Here is a 24,229-nt window from a genome sequence, read left to right on the forward strand (position 1 = left end):
ATGGCAAAAGATAAATACGACTTTATCCAAGAATTATTGGAAAATAAAAAATTAAAACCCGCTCAACGAGAGCGGATTTTGATGCTTACAAAAGAGGAAATAAAAAAAGATGGCGTCTTTGGAAAAGAACTAGAGGAAAGGGTGAAGAAGTTGGAGGAGAGCATTGGGGGCGAGACCAGTATTTATAATAAAGATAAACAGACTGAAATTTTCATAAATAAACATGATCCTAAATCCATGGTAAGTTTCCTTAATGAATTTAGTAAAAATGATGATCTAAAATGGTTTACACATAAGCCAGATCAAAATCAAGAGTTTAATTATCAGGATTATTTACATTATGCGAAGGAACTGTTACCAAAAAATGCAAAACTTAACATTAATTTTTTGACATATTCCAATATTAGAAATTTTTTGTTTTTGACAGAAGACAATAATGGTAAGAGATATCCATGCTGGAAAAATTACAATGAAAACATAAATTACACTTGGTCTGATATAAAAAGTTGGTGCGAAATTCATCCAAACATTCATCCTTATACTGCTGAGATTAATGGAGAATCATTCAATATATTTATCGATCAGTTTAAAAATGTTATAGAATTTAGAACTGATGTGAGTGACTTTAATTTTTTCAACAGGATTAAAGAATTAATTAAAACCAGATTATCAAAAGATGTAAAGCCAAAGTATTTGGATGGATTTAGAAATATGGGACAAACTTTAAATACTTATATCGATACTAACTTGTTTTTTCATGCTATAATACAAATTATAGAGTGGATTAATATAAATAAAGCGAAATCGAATGAGGTAACTTTTGACTTAGTGGATAAAGATGGTTTTTATCAATTTGAAATTTTCCATAAAGATAGTTATATGTCATATGCCCCAGATAGTCTCAAAATTATGGGTCAGCAAGGAGATTTTGATAAAACCAAAAAAAATTTATTTTGTGTAGCTGATTGGGAAATTGAAACAGAATTGGATAATAAAAAGAATTACCGAATCACGTGTTTAGATGAAAATACCGTGATCGAAATTAAAAATAAACAAAATGTAATTTCTAGAAATATTATTTCAGAATTAGATTATAAAATTGGAGGATTAAAACATATTCTAAAATTATACAAAAATATATAGAATGATTTATTTATTTGAAGATAGAAAAGGTCGAATGCTTCAATACATTAGTGAAGGTATAAATAATCCAGTTCTAAAAGAAGCAATTTTTGATTGTTCGGATGAAAATATTGATCAATATATTGACGATAATTTCAAGGATGCTACTTGTATTCTTTTTCACAAATCTTACAACTTTCCAAATAGAAGGATTACAAGTGATTTGGTAAAAGAGAATTTTTTGAGAAAAAAAATACCTTTTGTTTATTTTAGTGGAGGTCTTAAGAATAATTTATTGATCGATAAACAAGTGTACACAGGTAATGTAGATAGCGGGGATATGTATAATAACTTAAGTCTATTTTTAGAGCAAAATAACAAAAATAAATCTATTAATATTCCTCTTTTAATTTACGGAAAACGTTATTTATTAAATTCATTATTAGAATTACAAAATAGAATAATAAAATATCTTTTTGATAAACCCGACAATCAAACACTTGATGATGATGATTTAGACGAAATTGAAGATATAATTTACACCAGAATAAATGAACCAGAACTTGCTGTCGATAAAAGTAAATTAATGAAATGGATTAAAAATAAAATTGGAAAAGAAGAAATTAAAGTAGAGATTTTAAAATCTCAAATAGAAAAATTAATAGGAAAATATTAAAGTATGAATACTATTTATTTTCATCAGAAGTCAGGATTTGAAGATAGATTTGAAATTGCCTTACTTAAAAGTATGAGCAACGAAGAATCAATCAAAATACACACATTTAGCAAAGAACAGATTGAAAAACATTTGCCTTCCAAATTTGAATATGATGCTGATTCTTTTGATGTTCTGTTAATTCCTACTGTTTTTGATTCTTCCAATTATATGAGTTACGACGGGATAGAGTTTGCCCTCTTTTGGTACTTCCATTTAATAAAAAAAGATAAGCCATTTGCAATAGTACTTCTCGGAACTGAATCAACTTCATCATTTTTTCAGCATTGTGATTATTCGAATTTTTTTAAATGCCCCAATGTGCATTATGTAGATTTTAATTATGAAATGATAAGCACATTTTTAAAGAAGTTGGATTTAAAAGATTTCTCGTCGAGAGATTATCTTAATGCTTTGAAAAATGTAAATCTGAAACCTTCTACAAGCTACAAAACTCATCATTCCATCGCTAATGAATGGGCAATTTATCGCTGGGCTAATACGATAGGCGCTACAGATAAAGATATTGACCAGATTGAAAACAAAGTTGAGAATCAATTGTACTTTAAATATTTACAAACTATTTTTCCTGTAAGTGATCTTCCTAAAATTGAAGAAAATGAACTCAAAATTAGAAACTTAAAGGATTCAAAAATTCTATATATTGACGACGAAGCAGATAAAGGTTGGTATGAGATCTTTTGTAAAATTTTAGTTGACATAAACGAAGTACAGGAATTTGATTATTTGGGTGATGAGCTAAAAGATAAATCTCAAGAAGAAATCATTAATCTTTCATTGGATAAAATAAAAGAACAAGATACAGACATTGTAATTCTTGATTTCCGTTTACATGAAAATGATTTTACTGATGATGTTTCAGAAGTTACAGGTCTGAAAATTTTAAAAGAAATAAAGAAAATCAATCCAGGAATTCAGGTAATTATCTTTTCAGCAACCAATAAAATCTGGAATTTACAAGCTTTACAAAAGGCTGGTACAGACGGATTTATTGTTAAGGAATCACCAGAAAATAGCGTTGAATCAAAATTTACAGAAGAAATTATTAGGTCTTTCACCTATGAGTTAGATATAGCAAATAAGAAAAAATTTCTAAAAAATGTATTTGTTTCACTAGATAAAATAAATAATAACGTCTGTAAGACTGATTATATTGACGACACGAGCTTTGAAACTTTCTTGCACTTGTTATCTTCCCAAACTAATATTATAAAATCTGCCGCTAAAAAAATTGATATAAATGATAAATCTACATTAGATATAGTTTTCCTTAATTGTTTCAATTTTCTAGAAAACTTTAAAAATGAGTACTATTTGAATTATCGAAACTACTCCTATTCTCTTGGTATAAATGAAATTAGTATGAATAGATATTCCTATAATACTGAATTTTCTATTGAAAATAAAGGTCTTTTTTCACCGAATAATCAAAGTGACAAACCCACATTTTTTATAACTACTGCCAACATAATGATAAATTATCTTGAGCTGTGTAATCATAACGATATTATAATCACAAAACTTGGCAAAGTCACAAAATACCGAAATGATTTTATACATGGTACTAAACATCATTTTGAAGAAAATGAAATTATTTTAATTTTAGAAATATTAGTGCTTATAACTAGTGATTTGAAAGAATGATAAAATAGTTCTATGCACCTCCATTGCACAATAAATAAACATCTTTGTTCCAGTAACAAATCTTCATAAAATCTGGTAATTTAAAAGCATAAAAGTATGTCATATCTAAACCTAGAAATTAACCGGCCATTAAATGGTCAAGAGAAGAAAATATCAGCTCCAACCCTAAAAACTGGAGATCGATTTGTTTTGCAGGGAGATGAAAACCTTTGGTTCAAATTAGATATTGTTTCAACTAATAATCAATATCTCTGTTCAAATGAGGAAGGGAAGACAAAGCTACTTGATGGTGATCTTAAAGTGACCAGAATAAATGGTATCTGTGGCTCACTTAATTTTCATTCAAAAGAAATAGTCAAATATTTTTTGGAAAACCATTAAATTTAGATTAACATGCAAATCAGATCTTTTTTTCAAATTACGCTTAATACCGATCAGGAAAACATCATCCAAAATTTAGAAGATTTTTTGGAAAGCAATGACTCTGTATTTTTATTAAAGGGTTATGCTGGAACTGGAAAAACGACTTTGGTAAAAGGAATTATTGATGCCTTAAATGCAGAGAAAAAGAGATTTTTGGTTTGCGCACCAACAGGTAGAGCAGCCAAGATATTGAGAAATAAAACAGGATATGGTAAAACTATCCATTCAACTATTTATGATTTCGATAATTTACAGACCATTAATTCTGATAAAGAAGATCTTGCAGAACATTCCTTTCAATATTATTTTCCAGTAGTCAAGTTAGAACTAAACACCATCATTATTGTAGATGAAGCTTCTATGATCTCTTCCAGAGAAAACAAAAATGAACTTTTTACATTTGGCTCCAACATTTTACTGAACGATTTGCTAACGTTTGCTCAGCTTCATAATAACACTAATAACAAAATAATTTTCATCGGTGATCCCGCCCAGTTGGCTCCAGTTGGAGATAACAATTCTTGGGCTTTAGAAACTTCTTTTTTTGCTGAAAAGAAAATTGGAGTAAGAGAAGTGTTTCTTACTCAAGTAATGAGACAAAAAGATAATTTGATTTTAGAAAACGCAATGTCTATACGAAACTGCATAGATCATCCCACTAAGCGAGAATTGAAGTTTAAGTTTGATGAAGAATCTTGTCACAATTTCAACAGCAAAAATATTGTAGAAAAATATTGCGCACTTTTTCCTAAACCAAATTTTGACAATGGGGTGATTATTAATTACTCTAACGCGCAAAACTATTGGTATAACAAGGAAATTAGAGAAAAATATTTTCCAGATTCACCAAATATTGCCGTAGGAGATTTGGTACAAATCATAAATAACAATTATCATAAATACAAAACCGAAATTTACAACGGAGAATTTGCAATTGTTGTGAATGTTGGTGACATTATAAAACAATCTGCTCCCGTTTTTGTAGATGTAAATGGAGAGAAAAAGAAAAAAGTAATAGAACTTACTTATAGAAAAGTAACTTTGAGATTGCCTGATTTTGATGAAGACGTTGAAGCTTACATTAATGAAACACTGTTACAATCTACGAGTAGAGATTTAAAAATAGATGAAATGAAAGCGGTTTACATCAATACGCTCATGAGATTTCGAGATGTAAATCCAAATTCAAAAATTAATTCTGAGCAATTTAAAAATTTTCTGAAAAACGATGATTTCTACAATGCAATTCGGATTAAGTATGGTTACTCTATCACAGGTCATAAAGCACAAGGTGGAGAATGGAAGCAAGTCTTTGTAGATTATTCTGGAAGAGCAAGTTTATCAAAAGACGCTTTGCGATGGTCTTATACTTCAACAACAAGAGCTTCTGAAATTTTATATGCAATTAATTTTCCTGATTTTGGACAATTTTATAAACTGAAATTTTCAAATGTGGAAAGTATCTCATCGGTGCCAAATAACGCTTTAAATTTTGAAAAAGTACCGACGTCACCATTTCATCAAGTTACAGCCCACAAATGTAAAAGTTGGTTGTATTGGAATGTTTTAGAAAAACTTGAAGATTCAGATTTTATCATCGAAAGTATTATTTCTGAAGAATACTGTGAGAAATATACTTTCAGATATTTTGACGAATTAGTATCTGCGCAAATATTTCATAAGTTATCTGGATTTTACGAGAAAGACTTCATCCTTACAGCCGGAAATGATGAACCGTTTCAAAAATTACAAGAAGTCCTGATAAAACCGAATCAAGTGCAATTTCCATCTGCATACAAAGCTTCAGAAGCTTTCTTAGAAGATATCTATTCTATTATTTCAGCTGCTTGTACAGATTTGGGAATACAGATTTACAATGTTGTCGAAAATTTAGAAAATTATAACGTGGCCTATTATTTTGAAACCTTTAACAAATTATCTTACATTCAATTCTGTTTCAAAAAATCCAAAGAATTTACAACCGCAATAGTAAAAACTTCCGGTCATCTACAAGATGAAAAATTGATAAAATTAATAGAAAAAATTACAGAATATGCTACAATCTCAACAAATTAAAGAACTTAGACAGTCTGGTAAACTTCAAGAGGCTTTAGAATTGGCTACGGTAGATTTAGAGCAAAATCAAGATAATATTTACGCTAAAAGAAACATCAGTTGGGTATATTGGATGTTTTTAAAAGACCATGCTGAAAAATCAGATATTAAGAATTTTATTTTATACCTTATTAAAGTTAAAGAGTTAAATCTTCCCGAAAATGAAACAATGCTTTTTGATACAATTTCTTGGAAAATAGGAACTTTTCTTTTTCAATTATTAAAACTTCAGAATATTCCATTCTCTGAGGTTTTCAATATTATTGACATTGCAAAAAACTTTCATTATTCTAAGCCGTCAGATAGTTATAGCTTTCTTTTGAAAGCGGCACATAAAGCTCTCAAAACCAATAGAGATAAGTATATCTCTTTTATAAATTGGTGGAATCTTGAAAATTTAAGACCCGAAGATTTTGAAAAAGAAGTTTTGCCCAATGGTAGAATGATTATGTCTATTGCAGAGCAGGTTTATACTGCATATTACAAAGCACTGATACCCAATCAAGAAAATCAAATAGAAAAAAATGTTGTGCTGGCAAATGTGCAAAAGATTGATGACATTGTAGAAGAGCATTCTGATTATATCTACCTAATATATTTCAAAGCTCAAATGCTTTTAGCAATTGGAGAAAAAGAAGAGTTGAAGAAAAGTTATCTGCCATTTGCTCAAAAAAAAGCTACCGAATTTTGGGTTTGGGATTTAATGAGTCAAATTGTAGATTCCGAAGAAGAAAAATTATCTTGCCTTTGCCAAGCTTGTAAATCGGGAAGAGGAGTAGAACAAATGAAAACTGGATTATATCTTAGAATGGCAAACTATTTTTTAAGCAAAAATATGCTTCCAGAAGCCAAATGCGAATTGCTGAAGATAAAAAAAATAAAAGAAGAATATCAACAAAAAGTGCCCGCAGAAGTAACTAATCTATTGCTTTCTGAAAGACTCAGTTCAATTGTAGAAACTATTTCAAATAATTCTTTCTACAATAGCAAAACCTCTGAAGTAGACACCATTTTATTTTCGAATCTTCCATCACAAAACATATTTGTATCACATATTAACCATGATAAAAATATTATCAATTTTATCACAGCAGATGATAAAACAAGTCACTTCAAACACGAAAGAATAAATCCGAAGTTAAAAATATTTGTTGGTGATGTGTTAAATGTTCGGTTTTCACAATTTTCTGTAGAAAATATTTCAAGATTAAATACTCTCAAAAAAGGAACTGATGATTCAATGAAACATAAAAATTTAAAATCAATTACTGGAATTTTGAAAATTAATCCTAAAGGTTTTGGCTTTCTAGAAGATGTTTATTTCCCTAAAACTTTAATTGAAAAAAATAATTTTAAAGACGGTGAAAACATAGACTTTGTAGCCATTAGAAAATACAACAAAGAAAAAGAAACTTTAGGTTGGAATTTTTTAAAACTTCAATGATCGCCATCTAAATCTTTAATCAAATAATTGACCTATCCCTTTAGTTAAAAATCATTTTGTAAGAATGAGAAGCTGTTTTAATATTGTGAAAAATCTTAGGACGCCCATTTAAGTGGTCATCTTACGACTAACCTACAATCTATTTTTGTAGAAAATTTAAAGTATGAACATTGCAATAGTAGGCGGTCGAGATTTTGACGACTATGATCTTTTGAAAAAAACGCTTAATAATTTCATTGAAAATAAATCATTTCTAAATGCTATTGTTTCGGGTGGAGCGAAGGGCGCGGATACTCTAGCGGAAAAGTATGCTGCAGAACTCCAAGTTGATATGATTATTTACAAACCCAATCATAAAAAGCATGGTAGACTTGCGGCCTTACATCGAAATACAGAAATTATTGAAACTTCCGATATTGTTTTTGCATTTTGGAATGGCAAATCTAGAGGAACATTAGACTCAATTACAAAGGCTAAAAACTTGGAAAAAAAATTATTTATCATCAACTATTAAATGACAAAAACAGTTCAATTAACTTTAATCGAACTGTTTTTATTTGGTATACCTTGCCTTTAATTATCGCTATTCACTACCGTTCAAAGCATTAAAGCAATGAATAATTTTCAATACATATTCTAAAACCTGTCTATCATCTTGAAAGTTTGACTGTCCAAAATTTGGGAACTCATGTTTAAATAATGCCCAATCATCTGTTTTCCAATCTACATTTTTAAATCCAAAACTGTTTATCAAAATATCTAATTTATCATTTGAGGTCCCATCTTTGTTTAAGCCTATTAAAAACAGAGGGTTTCTTAAGTTTTTAATTCTAAATTGAATTCTAATTTCATTCTTATAATCGATTTCTAGAACATCTAAATCATTCTTTTCATAAACTTTAGCATTAATATCAAACTGAGAATTCTTTATCATCTCTTCATTAAACTTTTTAGATGTAAAATTTAAAAGCTCTAACTGTTTAAGACTTAAGGCTTCTAAAAAGTTACTGTAAATCTCCCGTGAAGCTTCAAAATTTTCAGATATAATTTTAATAACTTTTTCTTTCATTTCGTTGTTTGTTGTTTGATGAGTTAATTTTTTTATTAAGTTTAAATACTGTTGCAGAGTTTCTCTGACAATTGGTTTGTTAAAAGACAATTTTGTACACTCTTCAATCCAATTTTTAATATCATTTTTATAAGAAATAGACATATATTCTATGCCATTTGAACTGATCTGCTTACTGCTTTCTCCAAATAAAGTAAGATATAATAAACTTGCATCTGGATATTTGTTTTTATATCTCAACAGCTGATTTAACTGTTCTCCTGCGTAAATTTTATTTTCAATGACAAAACCATGGTTATTGAAATCTTTTAAAACAATATCCAATCTACCACCAAAAGTTTGATCCTCATTTCTAAAACCAATATGCTCTTCCTTTGCGCAAATCACTTCATCCAATTTTAATGTAAATTGTTCTTGAAGAACAATCGTGTAAAATGCATTTAGAAAATCACCTCCCATTCCATGACTTCCTTTTGGATTTAAGAGTTCAGCTATCAATGCAGAATGTGTAAAAACTTCATTGGACTCCATGCTCATAATGGAAAAAATATTAAAATTCTCTCCCGATAAAATCGCCTTTTCTTTATTAAAATCAATAAGTTGCTTTATTTGTTTTAAAAAAGTAAAATCATTCTGAGCTGAAATTTTGTTATGACTATCAATAATTTCTCTTCCCATTCTTCTTTTTTTATAATAAATTTTCTATTCCTTTCTTTAAAAAATTAACGTACTCGTTTCTTACATTTTGGGGTTCAATCTTTATCAGTCTTTCTGCGTGTGTGGCTAATTCTTGGTAAAAGTCGTAGGTGGGAACCAGCCGTAACTGAATCTTAAAATTGTTTTCATCATCAACCAATATTTTTTGAGAATGATGAATAGGAAGCGATTTTACGAACTTTCTTTGCCCTGTAATAAAAGAAAGTTCAATTTTTAATGGCTCAACATCTACTGTAGAAACAATCCCAAATGAATTAACAAACATCTTTTCAATATCATATTCTTGCTTGTGAAATTGTGCATGGTGTATTTCTAAATTGGTGATTCGATCTAGTCCAAAAATTCTTAATTCAAAATCAGATTTTTGAGTATCAACGGCCAATAAATACCAGCGGTTTCTAAATTCTTTCAGAGCATACGGTTCAACCACTTTTCTGTTTCCAGTTTTTTCCCAATGCCGAACATATTCAAACGAAATTTTTTTTAAATTTTGAATCGCATGAACAAATTCATCAAAATTATAAAGTCCGGAAGCTTGTCTTTTTTCAAATATAATTACATCTTGGTGATTACCAATTTGCTTGTAGGCGTTAATCAGAATAAAGGTATCCAACAATGTAGAATTAGTTTCATCCGAATCAGGATCAAGTGCATGAAACTTTTTATTTGAGTTTTTAAACTGAATATTGACATTGTAAACTTCTTTGATTACTTTCCTGTCCCGCTGAAAAGTTTTTTCACTAAATGGAAGTTGCTCTTCTCCTTCTCTGTAGGCTCGTTCTTCCAAATATTTAGCTATTTCATAATAATCAGCTCCATCTTTTTTTGATTGTAAAAAATTCACAATGTACGTCAACCTTAAAAGCGTATCTTGTCTATTGGCCATGGTTTAATTTTACCTAAAGATAATTTTTAAGTCGGTCAAAAAATGACCTTTAAAAAAACTATTTTTCTTTTTTTTGAAATTTTTGAAAATTTTTAAGGAGTGATTCTATATTCAATTTGCCAACAGGATTTTGGCTATGAACAAAAAAACATGGAAGATCAAGCTGCTTTTCCAAACAATACTCAACTAAAAATTTAGCACAATCGTATCCTGTCTTTCCTAACCCCAAGTCGTGATCAAAAGAAATAAAATTTGGGAATCCCCTATGTCGAATGAAGTTAACAAATTCATCATAAGAGGTAACTAAAAGAAAATTTTTTGGACATGCTCTTACATCGTCTAAATATAAATTTACCATTATTAAGATTGAATTTTTATAACGTATTTCTTTCCATCATTCATTGCTTCTTCAAACAAAGAAAGTTCAATTAAAATATCCGGCTCTGAAGGACTTCGATGAGACTTATGATAAAGAGATAAGCTTTCTAATTTTTTGAAATGAGTTGCATCTAGCTCCCAATCAAAGTCCGGCAAAAAACTATGGAGTTTCTCAAAAAATAATTTTTCATTGATCTTCAATTTAGCGTCCGCTTTATTTTCATCATCAACAATAAATAAAGACTTAATAAAACCTGATTGAATTTTGAATTTATTACTATTTAGAATCTCCATTTTTTTAATTTGGAAAACAAATTTATCAGTTAAGTCAGACAAAATGTGACCACTCTTTTTATTTTTTAATACCCCTTCCCCACATCCAAAACCTTTCCAACTGCAGATCTAGTAATTTTATAAACCATCTGCAGCGGGGATTTTGGAACACTTAGTGGAATTCTAAATCCTAATTCCTTGCTAACTCCATTCATGATATTGAGTTTGCTTAATTCCTGGATTCCTGAATTTTTTAAAATCTCCTGTTTGATGGGTGAAGTAATTTGTGAAACGAGCGTTTTACTGGTTGCCTTTACTTTAGAACTCAAAATTGCCTTCCTCTCCTTCTTCTGTTGATTAAATTTCTCATAAGATCTGGTTCTCTGAAAATGAAATTTCTGATCAAAACTCTGTTCAGATTTTTTGAAGAAATTATCCCTATTAAATCCTACTGCAATATTTTTATTAGCAACTGTTCCGGCTCGGTGATTAGATAATGGAGAAATAGATTTTCGGTGCCTTTTGTTGGGACAATTATCATATCTTGATACAATCACATGAACATGATACTGTTGTCCGCCTTTTCGCATCCCTTCTCTAATAACCTGCCCGGTTACTTTATCTTTAAACAATTGTTTTTGAAGATCTTCTACTTCTTTTTTTACATCTTCACGAGTCGAATAGCTAAGTTCATTAATTCTTTTTTGAATTTTTCGGTTAGCCATCACCCAATTGTCATTTCCTTTGTACGTTCTTTTTTCTTCAACTTTTGCAAACCAAACCAAATCATTTTCATCCATTTTTCGTACGGAAAAGTCTTTGCCAATATCCTTTGCTTTCTGCTCACGCAACTTCTGATATTTTTCAGCAAACGAAGAGTCATTTGGAGAAATTCCCTTTGAGAATAATTCTTGCTTGGCTGAGTGGTTAATTTCTTTTTCTTCTTTTTGGCTGGGTAATTTGTCCGGATTAGCGTAAACAGTACGATCAAAATTTTCAGCATAATTTTTCATCACATCTCTCGTATATTCCCGAAGTGACTGATGTATTAAATCATTTTTTATCAGATTCAAATATCTACTTCCCTCTTCTGTTTTGCTCAAAATTTCCTGTTCTTTTTCACCAATTCCTTTAGACTTCAATTCGAGATTCACAACTTCATTCAGATGTTCAATTTCATCTTTTCCGGGCGAAATATTAAGCATGAAAAATTTGCTTTCATTCTCTTTAGAACGATAACTTAAGTTGTCATCAATTTTATCGGAAGCTTGATCCTTTGTTAAAAATTTTTCCTCATTATTTTCAACATTGGTAAAAAACAAATTTTGATTTTCTATCTGCTGATCATAGTTCGAAAGTTCTAAATCTTCGCTTTCTTTTAAATCTTCAAACTCAGATTCTCTTCCAATATTTTCCTTATCAAGATACTCTAAAATGCCTTTTGAGCTGGTCGAAATTCTAGGATCGTGTTTTGTGAAAGAAATATGCATTAGCCAAAAATATTATCAAATTCACCTTTACTTAAACTCGCTTCAAACTTACTTGAAAAAGGATTTTTATTAGACTGAAATTTCGACTGAAGTAAATTAATTCTTTGCTGTAGCTTTTCGTTTTCAAGCTCTAAAATTTCATGAGAAGCGGTTAGTTTTTCAAAGTCTTTTTGAAGTTTTAGATCAACAATATTTTCAGTTTTTTGTTTTGTCTCAACATCAGATATTATTTTCGTCTCTATCACTTTTTCTGGTTTATGTAATAATTTAAAAAGCTCATCCATCTTGTCATTCACATCAATGATTTTACCAAAATACAAATCATTGTACTTGCCCAATCTTTTGTAAACACCATCAATCCTAGCATCCAGTTTGCCCTTAAAATCGACCATATCTTTTTTCAAAGAGTCATTATCAAATCCAAACTTTTTACTGTCATTGTTTCTATAGCTAATTAACTCATTTATTAGCCTGTCCATTGACGTGATCTTATATATCTTCTTCAGATTTGTAAGATTAATATGGGTCATCTCTGAAACCACGATCTTTTTAAAAATTTCACTATTTTTTTCCATAAATAAAATTATAATTACCTATTTATCAATTTATTAAAAATTTTCATACCTTAAATTTTGGCATTATATAAATTATGATTAAATTTAATCAACTATATATCAGTACGATGGCTATAAAAGCCTCGTTCCCTCTTGCTTTCCAAATTATACGTTTAAATTTAGCAATAAATTTACAATTAAGGGGACAATAATTGCCAAAATTATACCTATTTCCATGTTTCTTTTTCTGCGGATTTTGCCTAAAATCCGCAGAAAAAGAAACCCCGATTTTTAAATCAGGGTATCAATTTATAAATATTCAATAAGAAATCTATTGTAAATTTTCGAGATATTTTTTTCCTCTTTTAGACTCTACAAATGCACTGCGCATTTTTATGGTTCTATCTTCACGATTTGAGCCTGACCAACTTTTAAGATAACGCACGCTATTGATAAATTCGTCTGAAATTCCGAACTGTAGGCAAATAAGCATTGAACCCATTTCGGCAATTAATTCTTCAAAAGAATAACTTTCCTTATCATCATGCCCCTTCAGATTTCTGTCGAGTCTTCCCTCGTGCCCTGTCCAATGTAATATTTCATGAAACAACGTACTGTAATATTTAGAAGCCGAAATAAAATATTGCTTTTTAGGAAGCAATACAAAATCAGATCCAGGAGAATAGAAAGCAATTTCGTTGATAGAATAACGCAAATTTAGATTTCCGTTTTTTATAATATTATAAACAAATTTTTCAGAATTTTCTATTTCTAAAATGTCAGATTCTTTAGCGTTTTGTACTGATAAACTGACATTAATTTCATCTAAATTTTCAATCTGTTCTGAATTAAAAACAACATAATTTCTAACACATGGAATCTTAACAATTTTCTTTTTCTCTTCTTTACTCATTTTTGCTGCTACTTCATTTTTCACAGTTTTACCACTTTCTTTATCTTTAAAAATGTAAGTAAAAAATTCAATTAAACATCCTTTTGAACCTTTCTTTAATCTTCCTCCAGCTTTCGCAATACTGTTAAAAGTTGCATATCTTGCTGATGAAAATTTTTTCACCATCGTGTCTAGATATAGCGCCAAAACATTGTAGCCTTGGTAATGTGTTCCCGTAAATAAATTGGAAGGATACACCGTTCTCAAGTCGCTGTACATTTCCCAATCACCAGCATTAACTTTGTCTAAATCTTGCAAGATTCTTTCAATAAACTGATCTGATTTTTTTTCGTTTTTTTTACTTAAAACTGCCGTATTTTCTGTAATTGTTTGCATAACTATTTTGTATGATTTAATATGAAATTGAATATTGTGAAGTTTGATTTTTATAAATGACCTTCGTCTAGAAAAGAGTAATAATGCTCTGAAGTAAGAATGATATGATCGAGTACAGAAAAATCTAAAACCTTTGCAGCTTCTTTAATTTTATCCGTCATTTTGATGTCTTGAGTTGACGGTTTTAGATTTCCAGACGGATGATTGTGACAAACAACTATTGCGCTTGCATTACATAATAATGCTCCCTGCATCACAATTCTTACATCTACTAGTGTAGAATTGATTCCGCATTCTGATACTTTTTTAATTCCTAAAACTTTATTTTTTTGGTCTAAATAAAGTGCGTAAAAACTTTCTTTATAGTCAATTTGTTCAGTGTCAAAATGAGCCCTAAAAACTTCTGATACTTCGTAAGAATTAGAAACTATTCTTTCTGCGTTTCCTTTTCTTGAATAGCTTAATTTGATTTCGTTTACAATATTAAAATTCATCTTTTTTGCTCCGAGTACGGCGGAGGCTTGCTTTTCCCGTACTTAAAAATTTAAAACTTGTGATTTGCAGATTGAAGGAAATTTTGATTTTTCTATAAATCCTTATTCTTTTGAAGAATAGAAGACTAATGGAAGTTTTAAATTTCAATGAACTGCTTTTGCATTTTGTGAGGTTTCTGACTTTTCTATGCGGATTATACTATTGAGGAAAAGCACAAAAAAACTGAAATCAAATCCTTGAAATCAGCTGTAAGATGAATATTGATGAAGCCTGAAATATATTTGTGGTGGGTTTGGAAAATCTCATTTTTCGGATTCCCAAATAGATTTTTTGTGAAGTGGTTGACGCAATAAATTTGCTATAGAAAATCAGAGAAAACCCGACAAGATGAAGAAGTGTTGAAATATAAAATACCATACTTTATTCTCAAACTACGGTAATCCGTATATTATATCAATTACGTTCCTTTACTTTTACAAAATGAAGGAACTCCATATGTTAATTAATATTCTGGATAATTTACCTAATAATAATTTGAGAAGAAATTATTTAGAATCCATCAGAAAGGATCCTAATATCGGGAGACATGATCTATTAAGATTAGCTTGTAATGTTCTGCAGGAAAGTGATTTTATAGAATCGAAGTATAAAGTGAGTTTTGTAGACTCTTTAAAAGACATATTTAAAAAGCAATTTAAAACTACCCTCAGAGGTTCAGTAGAATGAGGTTTATTAGCCAGCAGAAGCTAAAGCCATAAATTTTCATATCTTTACGGTAAACCATGTAAACTTGTCGCCACTGATGCCCGCCAATAGAAGGTCCAGAAAAATTCGACACAAATTGATCTAAAAAACTAATGAAGCAACAAATTTTAAGAATTATAAACGGTTATAATTTCGAACAAAAAGAGGGAAGATTTATTGAAACTAAAATATGGAATGATATTTTTACCTACAATTCCTTAAAATCAAATTCAATTGCGAAAAATAAATCTGCGACGCAAGTACATGATTTAAACTTAAATGAAGAAATTCTTTTATTAATACAAAATGGGATAACTGAAAAAGATTCTGTCATAATTACAGAATCTTTTATTTCGTACGCTGAGAATAATTTGTTTTCTAAGAATTTACTGGTGAAGATTTTATGGTCCGAAATTATCACTATTCAATTTATAAATCATTCCTTGGTATTTTCTAAGAAGAATGGCGAAATAATAAATTTTGACATTGTTAAATTTTTTGCAAAAAATAAAGAAAAGGCAAGTTTACTTGTAGAATTGATACAAAGAATTTTACGCATAACTAGTGGAGAAAAGGAAACTATTGTAAAAATTAATAATACCCCGGTAGATTTACAAAAACATAAAAAGATAATTTTAGCTGTAGCTGGTATTTTAATTTTATCGATAGGTGGTATAAGCCTAAATTTCTACAGTAAATCAAAAGATCAAAGTAAAGATTTGTCCGCACAGCAGCCCCAAGAGATAACAGAAGCAAAACCTAAAATAGAATATGACACAATCTGGAGTGAGGTTGAGAAAAATGACTATGAAAAGTTAACTACCTTCAAATCTGTAAATGTTTTCAATGAGCCTTACGAAATTACAATGAAGGAACCTGAGGCTTGGGGACTTTTAAAAGGTGCTGACAGAATTATTATTCCAATTGAAATACCTTCTAATACAAAATATTGGATTTACAGAATAAATCTTACAAATGCACGGATAGAAAGTGGTGAAGCAAAACTGGTAAATGATGTTGATTCCCAACTAAAAACTTTCACAATTTTAGGAGCAGACACAAAAGAGGAAACTATTGTAGAATCTTCATTAACAAGAGAACTATTAAACTCTCTAACCGCACCCACTAAAGAGAAGCCCTTTACTAATGTATATTTTATAGATAATAAGAAAGATGCACAAAATTTTCAAGATTTAAAATCTTTCAATTATGACATAAATAATTCCATTAAAAATACTCACTCAAGAAATGGATTGATCAAATTTAATAAATCTCAATACGTCTACCTCGCTCTCGAAAATGATGGGTTTGAAGATGACATCTATGTAAACTTGGAGGTGGTGGCTTTGATTGAAAATACAAGATATTTTAAGCTTTCTGCGAAATGATATTCAAAGAGAAAGCACCGTTAAGGCTAAAATGTCAAAACTTATACTATATATTTAAACTATAAATATGAAATATTATTACTTAATCGACTCTCTAAGTGATGAACAGCAAACTGGAATTTATGGGCGTAGAATGCCTACAGAACAAGAAAAAAAAGATTTGACTGTTAAAGATTTTCTTTCAATTTTTGATTTCAGTGATAACAATGATTCAAAAAAATCTTGGCAAAAAGTATTACTGTATTCTAATGTATACACGGCTGGTGTTGATTTAATTAGGAGAGGATACAGTAATTATAAAAGCCTTTCAAATTACAAACCTTTATTTCTTGCTACTCCAACAGATAAAAAAGTTATAATAATACCTAATCAGCTACTAGAAGATAATTATAGAATTGGTGAAGATCAATCTATTATTCATGGAGCGTTTAGTCGATTTAACAATCAAGATGACGCATTTAAGACCTTAATGTCATCGAACATTAATTCCACACTAATTATTGCAGAAAAAAATTCTATTGATAAGAGACATTATGGGGGTGAAAAGGCAAGTTTTAGTAATGGTCTCTACTGTGAACATCCAAAAGACAAGAATATATTATTACCTCTCGAAAAATCAAAAGAAGTAATCGAAGATTTAATATTAGAAGAGATAATTAGTGCCTATGAAGCCCTAGGTGCAAAAAGAATCGAAATTAACGATGTTCTAGATTTTGAGTCTGAAGCAAACGCAGGTGGAATATTTAAAGGAATTAAGTTTAGCATTAATGGAAATCAAAAATATAAAAAGGAACATGTTAGGACTGAAGCTTATGGATCTGGAGTATTTGATCCAGAAAGAGCTTTAAGAAACAAAAAATTCATTTATGATTTATCAAATATAATGACCACTATTAATGCCAGAATTCATGGTAATCAAACGCAAAAAACATTTAAAGAAAAAATTGACTTATCCGGAGGTATTAATGCTGAAGTTTTAAAGATGTTCAACGCTAGTGCTAAAATAAATTATAGCCGTTTATGGCAGTTTGATGTTGAGTTTTATGACAAAAATGAGATGGAAAAATAATTAGCAATAGAATGCATACTTGCTCTGATTTATAAACTGAAAAATAAATCAATAATTCTTCATTCTCAATGAAAATAGCAACCTGGAACTTACAACGACTTGACAAAAGAACGAACAATCTTATACTTGAAAAATTAGTTGAAATTGATGCGGATATTTTGATTTTAACTGAAACAAACACTGCCATTCAGCTAGACAATTACAATTGTATTTCCACGGAGCTTTTGCCCACTGACTTTGATGGTATAAAATATAAAGGTGGAGAAATCAGGGTAAGTATTTTAACAAAGTATAATATTGCAGCTCGACACGATACGTTCGATAAATTCACTACCGTTTGTACAGACTTAGAAACACCATTTGGTTTGCTTACAATTTACGGATCAATAATTGGAGTATTCGGAAATCGCCAGCCCCGTTTTGACAGCGATTTGAATGGACAACTCTCTGACTTTGAAATTTTGTTTCCTAACAGACAAATTTGCTTTGCCGGTGATCTAAATACAACTTTTTCGGGACGACCGTGGCCCAGTAAAAAAGCTCGTGAAATACTTATTGATGCTTTTGACAGGTTTGAACTCATTAATACAACGGCTGACATTGTGGACACAGTTGATCATATTGTTCTGAGTGATGAACTTTTAATCAACAAAAAATTAGAAATAGAAATATGGAATACACAAAAAAAATTAAGTGACCATGTTGGGCATATGATAACGCTCACATAAATTCTACAAAAGAAAATAATATAAAAACTGTGGATGACCGTAATTGTGAACATTTTTAAGAATTCAATTTAGCTTTTGTAATATTACACGAAAAATAAGCTAAATTTTTGCATAAACGGAAATGCAAAGTGAGCACTTAGTGTGGTATAGAATGACGGAAAACCATCCAAAATGTTAGTTTATAATTGACGTGATTTTCTCATAATTGAAAACGGTGGCAACATAGAAACTATATTTATTATGATTATAAAAGAACTACAAGTTCGATTTCTTTCTTCCCAGCAAAAATGGTCCCTTTCCTCAAACCATTACCAGAAAAATCATCTTTAATGATTCTTTTTTGAAAAAAATACCCCTTTTGGAGTATTTCGGCTACTAACAAAATAATCTATTTTTAAGGTCTAAAATTTTAAGCTTAAATTGTAAGAAGCATCATAATCTCATCAGCTAACTTTAAAATCCAATCCTTTCTAAAATTAATGCAAAAAAACATTCTAAAAACAAGAATTCAAAGCATGAAGAAAAAACTTATTAAACATTTCAATATTTAAATCTAATGGACAAAATTTATAATTCCTTATACATTCAATTATTATTGCTTAACTCGAATAGCATGAGAAGATTTACAATAGTTTTATTACTGATTATCCTTTTTAGCACCAATTTATGTGCACAGGATCTTTCCGGCTATATCGAATCTCAGGTGACAAAGGTGGATACTATAACAACTGTAAATCCTGATAAAAAAGTAGGATATACAAAATGGTATGCTCTTAATAACAATGTTCTGAAGCCACTTATACCGTACCGATATGATTGGGCAGAACTATTTTCTCAAGGTCGAGCAACAGTTAAGAATAACGGTAAATACGGTGTTATAGACCACAGTGGAAATGCAGTTGTACCAGAAAAATATGACTTTATCTCTGATTATTCTGAAGGTTTTGCAGTTGTTTTAGACAAAGGTAAGTACGGGCTAATTGACAGCAATGGCAAATTAGTGGTCCCCATCGAATATGATTTTATCAACAGACTCATCAGTAAAAAGAACACGATGTCTGCAGTTAAAAATGGTAAGTGGGGTCTTATTACTATCCAGAATAAAGTCCTTGTCCCTTTTAATTTTTCTTACAGCAGGGTCGATGAAAACGGTTCATTCTTGGGAGTGGACGAAAACATTAAATTTCACAATTTCAGTCCGGTGGGTACACCACTCGTCCTTGAAGGGATGAAAACCTTTACAGAAATAGCTCCGGGAATTTATGAAGTAAAAAACTCAGAAGGACTGACCGGTATTCTGAATGAAAAAATGGAAATACTTCTTCCATTTGAAAAACAATCGCTTGAAAAACTCTCCGCTAAAAGCACGATGGTTGTCGTACGTCAAAAGAGGCTTTCCGGCCTTTATAATTATGCTCTTAAAAAGTTTATACTTCCTATACAAAGTCTTTCGATATATGATAATGACGATTCAACCATTTTTACGGCAACTGAAAAACGAAGTACTGACAACGAAAACGGCATTTATCGTTTTTACGATGCAAAAGGCAACCAGCTTTTTAACCGTACTTTTCAGGATGCCTCTACTTTCGACAGTGAGATTCTTGGTATTGCCAAGGTAAAATACGATGACCGATGGCAATTTATCGACACTAGCGGAAAACCATTACTTCCACAAGGAACCTATAATGAAAATGACATAACTGTTGAACACAGAGGAGAAGGTATCATATCTGCAAAAACTGAAAATGGTTATGGAGTGATCAATTCAAAAGGAAAAACACTGATTCCATTTGAGTATTACTCAAGTCTTAACGGAAATCCATTCGGATTTTGGCATAGCTCAACCTATTATATCATCAGAAAAGATGAGAAAGTTGCTTTAATTACAAAGGATGGAAAGATGGAAATTCCATTTGGAAAATACGAAGATATTAAACTTGAACACACTGAACCTATAAAGGGCGCTTACTTTCAATATGCATTTTTGAAAAAAAGTAATGGAAAATGGGGCGCAATAGATCTTGCCACAAAAGAGGAAGTGCTGCCGTTTGAATATGATCTCGGTTCAGCTCAATTGGATTCATCAAAATCCAATTCGGAATATGTATTGTATATAAGGGGAGTTAAAAAAGGAAATTCATTGGATGGTCTTTATATAGTCAAAGACAAAAAACTATTCCTATCTAAAGATTTTGATTATATACGCTATTATGCAGGGATAGAAGGTTTCCATATCGCAAAAAATTGTGGGATGATGTGCCCATCAAATGGAATAGCAGATAAAAATGGGAAAGCTGTTACTGATTTATCCTACAAGGAAGTATTGGATCAACCGGACTGTTTTTTTGTGCAGCGTGATAAAAAAGTTGGTTTTCTTGACGGTAACGGCAAAGAAGTTATTCCTGTAACATTTGACGTCCTCACAGACGCCAATGGAAGTGAACTACTTAGTTTTTACCATAATGGCTATTCCTCTTTAAAAAAAGGTAACAGAAATCATCTTGTCGCAAAGGGAGGTAAAATCATAAACACTGACAAACTAAAATTGCCGGCAGATGCTACTTTTGACATGGCCGAATTTGGTAAATTAAAGGTGCTTGCAGGTTATACAGAAGGTACATTAAAATTCATTGTCAATGAAATATTATATGAAGCAGGTGCTAACCTCACGATGATGGCGGAACGAATTTCATCTCCAAAAAAAATTGATTATGCGTCTTTCACTTTTCATGACGGATTGATCGCTGCCAAAAAAGATGGATTATACGGATATCTTGATTATGATGGAAAAGAAGTTATACCATTTATTTACGAGATGGCAAGTGAATTCACTTATTATGGTTATGCCTATGTAAAAAAGAGTGACGATGTTTTTTTAATTGACAGATATGGCAACCGTATGCCAATGCTGGATTTGCAGGCTGGTATTTTTAACGAAAATGAACGGAAGAAAAATAAATAAAAGCCATTGCATTACCCATTTTTCTATCATTAAACATGAAATCCCAAAATAATACTATGTTGAATAACACATTCAGCTCGCTTTTTTATAGGTATTGTTACTCCTAAAAAACATTCTAACTATTTATAAGAGACTTTGAGTAGTCTCTTTTTTTGATGGATTATTTGAAATATCCTCTGTTTATTAAAATTAGGGAAACATGCAATACCTAAAAAAAATTCAGCGACCATGTAGGACATATGGTTATTTGAGATAATTGAACGAAAAACAATAGTTTTCGAATGTTAAACTCCGACAAACTAGAAAATGAGATAATGTCTCCGTCCGAGATTAGAAAAAAATATTTTGCTAGGAATGAATAATTTTGGTAAATAGTAAAAAAAATTGAACAAATATAATAAACAGAATCAATAATTATTTGGCAGAATTTCGGTATTTTAGTAGTAGATATGGTATGAAATTTTCACCTTATGACATATATTAGTTAACTGCAATACTAAAAACTAAATCATGGACAGAAAAGGCTTTCTTAAAAACAGTTTGCTTGTTACGGGTGCAATAATGTTACCCAACGCAGTTTTGGCTTTTGAAGAAAATTCTATTATTAAGCAAAAGCATCTTAATAAATTTGTTTCGAAACCGAACTTAAAACGCTACAAGGTTTCAGAAATGGGAACTAAGTTTTTTGAAACAGAATTAAGCATTGTAAAATCTAACAAAAATTTTAATCTGCATAGAAAATTTTTTGTATCCGAAAACATTGCCGGTATTGCTACACCTACCCTATTAGATACAATAAGTAACGAGAATTTGGTATTTATACCAGAACTCTACAAAGACAAAAAACACAATGGTTACATCGTAAAAGTTTGTGAAAATGGTCTGTGCGAAGAAACCAAAATATTTACCCACGAAAACCAAGGTTATTATGCTTTTTGGGGCAAAAAATATTTAGGTAACCCTACTTTGTATCATTATAATGTGGAAACATTTCATCTAATGCGCGTGCATCAAGAGAACGGACAATGGATTAACCACAGAGTAATTCCTATTTACCCTGATGAAATGGCAACAATATACAATCATCAGTTACAACAGGTAAAGGAAGGTCAGCTTGCTCAACAGTTTGGTCATGAATTTGAAATACACAAGGACGGATTTTACCAATTCTTAGCTTTAAAAAATGATTGGGAACAGCGCATTATAACCAATGAAAAAGAGGAATATGAAAAAAAGAACCCAGCAAGAATAATTTTATCTACAGATAAATTTACAATAATCGCTGATAAAACATCCGAATTTAGTTATACCAATCCTTTTGTACCCATTTATTGCAAGGGCGATGATTTGAGCTACGCTATCACAAAACCCACTATAATCTATGAAGAAGTACCAGGAACAAAAATTGAAATAGAAAATATGCCGGCTTACAAAACACAGGATGATTTAGGAGACTGCAGAGCGTTTAGTTTAGCTGCTATTTTACAGCAATATGTAAATACGAAATGGAAGAGTGATATTCCTGACCCTAAAAATCCACCTTTTGATAGTGCTATTTCTTATTTTGGTTTATTGGCTTACACTAATCAAGTTCCAAATATTGATTACACGTTTGAACCAAATCAAGATAACGCAAGAAGTATGAGAGATATTATTGACAGTCTTTCAAAGAACGGTAATCGTTTAATTTTAGAAAATTGCAAGCATTTTGAAAATTTAGTGAAAAGTTTTAGTTCTACCGGACAAACAGGTTTGAATAAGAGAGATGAATTTTTCAACTATTCAAGAACTATCTTCGAACGATTTAGGAATAAGGATGAAAAAAACGTGCAAAATCTTTCTGAACAAATTGGAAAACTTAATGATTATGTAAAACTAGAATTTAATCAACCCACTTTAAAAAAAGCGCTCACAAAAAATAGTTTTAATGAATTTCTTTATACACTAATTTTTAGTGAATGCAAAAAAGAAAACTTTCCTTCAGGATTCAGAGCTGCTGCATTTCCCTTGGATTCAATGGATGTCACTACTAGTGAAATAAAAAATCAAATTTTAAAAGGGTTACATCTTAATAAACCCGTACTATTACCAGCTCTGTGTGTATCAGAGGACAAAAATGATGAATGTAAAATGCCACATTCAATTGTTATTTCTGGATATAAAAAAGTTAAAAGAGAAATAGCTACAATAGAAGTATTTAAAATACATAATTCTTGGGGGGCTGACTGGCAACAAAAAAATAATGACGGTTGGATGGATGCAGATGCAATTTGTAAGAATATTAGCAAAATAAAATCAAAAGATGGTAGCTATTATAGAATTGCTTCATCAAGTGTAATGTGGCTAGATTAACATTGGCACAAAGTAAATAAAAGCTGTAGAAAACTGGATATTGTCTCCGTATCATAATAAATAGCTAATATCATCATATTGAAATAAAAAGGATTTCGACATACTCATTATAAATAAAATGGTAATGACAAAAATTTTATTTTACGTTTTATAATACTTATAATCAGTGTATTGAATTAATATACAAAATATAATCTATTTATACAATATATTATTTTATATATTTTATAATTAAAGCTAAAAATTATTTGTTTGAAGGTAATATATATAATCACGGAGTGTCTAAGACGGAGACATTACCCTTTTTTTCAAAAACTGTGACTTTTAACATCCACGGAGACATTATCCT

21 protein-coding genes are annotated in these 24,229 nt (G+C 30.3%); 13 read left to right on the plus strand and 8 right to left on the minus strand.

Going from position 1 to position 24,229, the window contains the following annotated elements:
- The 7 genes from B5X64_RS15375 to B5X64_RS15405 all read left to right on the plus strand — a co-directional run bounded on the left by B5X64_RS15375 (position 1) and on the right by B5X64_RS15405 (position 7,998).
- Complete coding sequence (locus tag B5X64_RS15375; RefSeq protein WP_079466071.1) at positions 1-1,143, plus strand: hypothetical protein; 1,143 nt, start codon at positions 1-3, stop codon at positions 1,141-1,143.
- Between the two features lies 1 nt (position 1,144).
- On the plus strand, positions 1,145-1,798 hold the full coding sequence (locus B5X64_RS15380; RefSeq protein ID WP_079466072.1) for a hypothetical protein: 654 nt from the start codon (positions 1,145-1,147) through the stop codon (positions 1,796-1,798).
- A gap of 3 nt (positions 1,799-1,801) precedes the next feature.
- Positions 1,802-3,502 carry a response regulator gene (locus tag B5X64_RS15385; RefSeq protein ID WP_079466073.1) on the plus strand — a complete coding sequence of 567 codons (1,701 nt, stop codon included), beginning with the start codon at positions 1,802-1,804 and terminating at the stop codon, positions 3,500-3,502.
- A 96-nt stretch (positions 3,503-3,598) separates the two neighbouring features.
- Positions 3,599-3,883, plus strand: coding sequence for a hypothetical protein (locus tag B5X64_RS15390; RefSeq protein WP_079466074.1), 285 nt, complete (start codon positions 3,599-3,601; stop codon positions 3,881-3,883).
- A gap of 12 nt (positions 3,884-3,895) precedes the next feature.
- Positions 3,896-6,001: an ATP-dependent DNA helicase gene (locus tag B5X64_RS15395; RefSeq protein ID WP_079466075.1), complete on the plus strand. Its 2,106-nt coding sequence runs from the start codon at positions 3,896-3,898 to the stop codon at positions 5,999-6,001.
- Entirely contained in the window at positions 5,979-7,484 is a 1,506-nt protein-coding gene (locus B5X64_RS15400) for a DUF7017 domain-containing protein (protein ID WP_079466076.1), read from the plus strand. The genes B5X64_RS15395 and B5X64_RS15400 overlap by 23 nt, the downstream gene beginning before the upstream one ends.
- A gap of 163 nt (positions 7,485-7,647) precedes the next feature.
- Positions 7,648-7,998: a DUF2493 domain-containing protein gene (locus B5X64_RS15405; RefSeq protein ID WP_079466077.1), complete on the plus strand. Its 351-nt coding sequence runs from the start codon at positions 7,648-7,650 to the stop codon at positions 7,996-7,998.
- A 69-nt stretch (positions 7,999-8,067) separates the two neighbouring features.
- Here the strand turns inward: B5X64_RS15405 and B5X64_RS15410 are convergent, their stop codons facing one another.
- From B5X64_RS15410 to B5X64_RS15445, 8 genes are all read right to left on the minus strand, one after another.
- Positions 8,068-9,231 carry a PDDEXK-like family protein gene (locus B5X64_RS15410; RefSeq protein ID WP_079466078.1) on the minus strand — a complete coding sequence of 388 codons (1,164 nt, stop codon included), beginning with the start codon at positions 9,229-9,231 and terminating at the stop codon, positions 8,068-8,070.
- Between the two features lie 10 nt (positions 9,232-9,241).
- The gene (locus B5X64_RS15415) at positions 9,242-10,156 is read right to left on the minus strand and encodes a helix-turn-helix transcriptional regulator (protein ID WP_079466079.1); all 915 of its coding nucleotides are present in this window, start codon (positions 10,154-10,156) and stop codon (positions 9,242-9,244) included.
- A gap of 58 nt (positions 10,157-10,214) precedes the next feature.
- The gene (locus B5X64_RS15420) at positions 10,215-10,514 is read right to left on the minus strand and encodes a cyclic-phosphate processing receiver domain-containing protein (protein ID WP_079466080.1); all 300 of its coding nucleotides are present in this window, start codon (positions 10,512-10,514) and stop codon (positions 10,215-10,217) included.
- A 2-nt stretch (positions 10,515-10,516) separates the two neighbouring features.
- Entirely contained in the window at positions 10,517-10,828 is a 312-nt protein-coding gene (locus B5X64_RS15425) for a hypothetical protein (RefSeq protein WP_079466081.1), read from the minus strand.
- Positions 10,829-10,893: 65 nt separating this feature from the next.
- Positions 10,894-12,297 carry a DUF5712 family protein gene (locus B5X64_RS15430; RefSeq protein WP_079466082.1) on the minus strand — a complete coding sequence of 468 codons (1,404 nt, stop codon included), beginning with the start codon at positions 12,295-12,297 and terminating at the stop codon, positions 10,894-10,896.
- On the minus strand, positions 12,297-12,872 hold the full coding sequence (locus B5X64_RS15435) for a hypothetical protein (protein WP_079466083.1): 576 nt from the start codon (positions 12,870-12,872) through the stop codon (positions 12,297-12,299). The genes B5X64_RS15430 and B5X64_RS15435 overlap by 1 nt, the downstream gene beginning before the upstream one ends.
- Before the next feature lie 310 nt (positions 12,873-13,182).
- A complete protein-coding gene (locus tag B5X64_RS15440) occupies positions 13,183-14,139 on the minus strand; it encodes a zincin-like metallopeptidase domain-containing protein (protein ID WP_079466084.1) in 957 nt (318 codons plus the stop codon).
- 50 nt (positions 14,140-14,189) lie between these two features.
- Positions 14,190-14,633, minus strand: coding sequence for a JAB domain-containing protein (locus B5X64_RS15445; RefSeq protein WP_079466085.1), 444 nt, complete (start codon positions 14,631-14,633; stop codon positions 14,190-14,192).
- Positions 14,634-15,114: 481 nt separating this feature from the next.
- Here B5X64_RS15445 and B5X64_RS15450 point away from each other — a divergent pair, with 481 nt between their 5' ends.
- The 6 genes from B5X64_RS15450 to B5X64_RS15475 all read left to right on the plus strand — a co-directional run bounded on the left by B5X64_RS15450 (position 15,115) and on the right by B5X64_RS15475 (position 23,880).
- Entirely contained in the window at positions 15,115-15,360 is a 246-nt protein-coding gene (locus B5X64_RS15450; RefSeq protein WP_079466086.1) for a hypothetical protein, read from the plus strand.
- Positions 15,361-15,491: 131 nt separating this feature from the next.
- Positions 15,492-16,766: a hypothetical protein gene (locus B5X64_RS15455; protein ID WP_079466087.1), complete on the plus strand. Its 1,275-nt coding sequence runs from the start codon at positions 15,492-15,494 to the stop codon at positions 16,764-16,766.
- Between the two features lie 67 nt (positions 16,767-16,833).
- Complete coding sequence (locus B5X64_RS15460) at positions 16,834-17,835, plus strand: hypothetical protein (RefSeq protein ID WP_079466088.1); 1,002 nt, start codon at positions 16,834-16,836, stop codon at positions 17,833-17,835.
- 68 nt (positions 17,836-17,903) lie between these two features.
- Complete coding sequence (locus tag B5X64_RS15465) at positions 17,904-18,563, plus strand: endonuclease/exonuclease/phosphatase family protein (RefSeq protein ID WP_079466089.1); 660 nt, start codon at positions 17,904-17,906, stop codon at positions 18,561-18,563.
- 613 nt (positions 18,564-19,176) lie between these two features.
- A complete protein-coding gene (locus B5X64_RS15470; RefSeq protein WP_164463483.1) occupies positions 19,177-21,528 on the plus strand; it encodes a WG repeat-containing protein in 2,352 nt (783 codons plus the stop codon).
- Between the two features lie 510 nt (positions 21,529-22,038).
- Positions 22,039-23,880 carry a hypothetical protein gene (locus B5X64_RS15475; protein ID WP_079466091.1) on the plus strand — a complete coding sequence of 614 codons (1,842 nt, stop codon included), beginning with the start codon at positions 22,039-22,041 and terminating at the stop codon, positions 23,878-23,880.
- The last annotated feature ends 349 nt before the right edge of the window (positions 23,881-24,229 follow it).

The organism is Chryseobacterium balustinum (assembly GCF_900168205.1).
GTDB classification, from domain to species: domain Bacteria; phylum Bacteroidota; class Bacteroidia; order Flavobacteriales; family Weeksellaceae; genus Chryseobacterium; species Chryseobacterium balustinum.

Coding starts and splice junctions, on each gene's coding strand:
- B5X64_RS15375 (WP_079466071.1), top strand. CDS start 1: ATGGCAAAAGATAAATACGACTTTATCCAAGAATTATTGGAAAATAAA.
- B5X64_RS15380 (WP_079466072.1), top strand. CDS start 1,145: ATGATTTATTTATTTGAAGATAGAAAAGGTCGAATGCTTCAATACATT.
- B5X64_RS15385 (WP_079466073.1), top strand. CDS start 1,802: ATGAATACTATTTATTTTCATCAGAAGTCAGGATTTGAAGATAGATTT.
- B5X64_RS15390 (WP_079466074.1), top strand. CDS start 3,599: ATGTCATATCTAAACCTAGAAATTAACCGGCCATTAAATGGTCAAGAG.
- B5X64_RS15395 (WP_079466075.1), top strand. CDS start 3,896: ATGCAAATCAGATCTTTTTTTCAAATTACGCTTAATACCGATCAGGAA.
- B5X64_RS15400 (WP_079466076.1), top strand. CDS start 5,979: ATGCTACAATCTCAACAAATTAAAGAACTTAGACAGTCTGGTAAACTT.
- B5X64_RS15405 (WP_079466077.1), top strand. CDS start 7,648: ATGAACATTGCAATAGTAGGCGGTCGAGATTTTGACGACTATGATCTT.
- B5X64_RS15410 (WP_079466078.1), bottom strand. CDS start 9,231: ATGGGAAGAGAAATTATTGATAGTCATAACAAAATTTCAGCTCAGAAT.
- B5X64_RS15415 (WP_079466079.1), bottom strand. CDS start 10,156: ATGGCCAATAGACAAGATACGCTTTTAAGGTTGACGTACATTGTGAAT.
- B5X64_RS15420 (WP_079466080.1), bottom strand. CDS start 10,514: ATGGTAAATTTATATTTAGACGATGTAAGAGCATGTCCAAAAAATTTT.
- B5X64_RS15425 (WP_079466081.1), bottom strand. CDS start 10,828: ATGGAGATTCTAAATAGTAATAAATTCAAAATTCAATCAGGTTTTATT.
- B5X64_RS15430 (WP_079466082.1), bottom strand. CDS start 12,297: ATGCATATTTCTTTCACAAAACACGATCCTAGAATTTCGACCAGCTCA.
- B5X64_RS15435 (WP_079466083.1), bottom strand. CDS start 12,872: ATGGAAAAAAATAGTGAAATTTTTAAAAAGATCGTGGTTTCAGAGATG.
- B5X64_RS15440 (WP_079466084.1), bottom strand. CDS start 14,139: ATGCAAACAATTACAGAAAATACGGCAGTTTTAAGTAAAAAAAACGAA.
- B5X64_RS15445 (WP_079466085.1), bottom strand. CDS start 14,633: ATGAATTTTAATATTGTAAACGAAATCAAATTAAGCTATTCAAGAAAA.
- B5X64_RS15450 (WP_079466086.1), top strand. CDS start 15,115: ATGAAGGAACTCCATATGTTAATTAATATTCTGGATAATTTACCTAAT.
- B5X64_RS15455 (WP_079466087.1), top strand. CDS start 15,492: ATGAAGCAACAAATTTTAAGAATTATAAACGGTTATAATTTCGAACAA.
- B5X64_RS15460 (WP_079466088.1), top strand. CDS start 16,834: ATGAAATATTATTACTTAATCGACTCTCTAAGTGATGAACAGCAAACT.
- B5X64_RS15465 (WP_079466089.1), top strand. CDS start 17,904: ATGAAAATAGCAACCTGGAACTTACAACGACTTGACAAAAGAACGAAC.
- B5X64_RS15470 (WP_164463483.1), top strand. CDS start 19,177: ATGAGAAGATTTACAATAGTTTTATTACTGATTATCCTTTTTAGCACC.
- B5X64_RS15475 (WP_079466091.1), top strand. CDS start 22,039: ATGGACAGAAAAGGCTTTCTTAAAAACAGTTTGCTTGTTACGGGTGCA.